Below are 1526 nucleotides of genomic sequence, written 5' to 3' on the forward strand. Positions count from 1 at the left end.
CGGCTGCGCGTCGGCGCCGGTGAGGGGCCCGTCGGGAGTGCGGTGCGGCGGTGGTACGTGGACGATGCACTGATGGAACCGGCGGACCCGGAGCGGCCCTGGCGCAGGCTGGGCGCGGCCGGAGCGGGTCAGGCGCGGGTCAGGCGCCGACGAACTCCAGCAGGTCCTTGGTGAACGCGGCCTCGTAGGCGCCGACCAGGCCGTGCGGGGCGCCCGGATAGACCTTGAGGACGCCCTGGGAGAGCAGCTTCACGGCCTTCTCGGCGGAAGCGGCGATCGGGACGATCTGGTCGTCGTCACCGTGGGCGACCAGGACCGGGATGTCGATCTTCTGGAGGTCCTCGGTGAAGTCGGTCTCCGAGAACGCCTCGACGCAGTCGAGCGCCCCCTTGAGGCCCGCCTGCATGCCCTGGAGCCAGAACTCGCGTCGCTTGCCCTCGGAGACCTCGGCGCCGGGCCGGTTGAAGCCGAAGAAGGCTTCACTGAGGTCGTAGTAGAACTGCGACCGGTCGGCGGCGACGCCGGCCCGGATGCCGTCGAAGGCCTCGATCGGGGTGCCCTCGGGGTTCGCCCCGGTCCGCAGCATCAGCGGCGGCACAGCGCCCAGCAGCACGGCCTTGCGGACCCGGTCGCTGCCGTGGCGGCCCAGGTAGCGGGCCACCTCGCCGCCACCGGTCGAGTGGCCGACCAGGACGGCATCCGTGAGGTCGAGCTGCTCCAGCAGCTCGGCCAGGTCGTCCGCGTACTGGTCCATGTGGTTGCCGTCCCAGGTCTGCTCGGAGCGGCCGTGCCCGCGCCGGTCGTGGGCGACGACCCGGTAGCCGGCCTCGGCGACGGCGACGGCGAGGCTGTCCCACGCGTCGGCGTTCAGCGGCCAACCGTGCGAGAGGACGACCGGCCGACCGGTGCCCCAGTCCTTGAAGAACTTCTGCGAGCCGTCGGAGAGCGTGATGAAGGACATGATGTGCCTTTCGGTGTCGGTGGTACGGCCGGGCCCGGTGGGCCGGGCCGGGGTAAGTGGTCCCGCCGCGTGCGGCGGGCGGGCGGCGTGCGGTGCGCAGGCCGCCTGCAGTGGGCAGGCCGCGTGTGGCGGGCGGGCCGCTGAGAGGGGAGGAGGCGGAGCCTGCCTCAGGGGCGGGCGGTCACCGGCTCGGGGCGGTGCAGCAGGACGCGGACGGCGAGTCCGCTGCCGACGCCGCCCAGCAGGGTGACCGCGACCCACCAGGCGGCCCAGGGCGCCAGGCCCAGGGCCTGGTCCACGGAGTAGCGGCCGGGCCCGGTGAGTGCGAGTACGGTGGCGACGACGATCAGCACGAGCGGGTACTCGTAGCCGTCCTTCTGCACCCAGAGGCCGTGCGGCCACTTCACGGTCAGGGCGACCGTCATCACCCCGGCGGCGCCGGCCGCCGCGAGCGGGGTCAGCGCACCGGCGGCCAGCAGCAGGCCCGAGCCGATCTGGCCGGCCCCGGCCGCGAGGGCGGTGAGGGTCCCGCCGCGGAAGCCGTCGTGCCGGAACTCCTCGGTGC

Annotated in this window: 2 protein-coding genes; both read right to left on the reverse strand. The window is 74.0% G+C overall.

Features of this window, described 5'->3' with window-relative positions; all coding sequences use genetic code 11:
* Positions 1-139: 139 nt before the first annotated feature.
* On the reverse strand, positions 140-961 hold the full coding sequence (locus tag VR45_RS11015) for an alpha/beta hydrolase (protein ID WP_045939523.1): 822 nt from the start codon (positions 959-961) through the stop codon (positions 140-142).
* Positions 962-1128: 167 nt separating this feature from the next.
* A partial coding sequence (locus VR45_RS11020) for a DoxX family protein (RefSeq protein WP_045939524.1) occupies positions 1129-1526 on the reverse strand: 398 nt, incomplete at its 5' end.

The sequence above is a fragment of the Streptomyces sp. NRRL S-495 genome (assembly GCF_000966955.1).
Classification (GTDB): Bacteria; Actinomycetota; Actinomycetes; order Streptomycetales; family Streptomycetaceae; genus Kitasatospora; species Kitasatospora purpeofusca.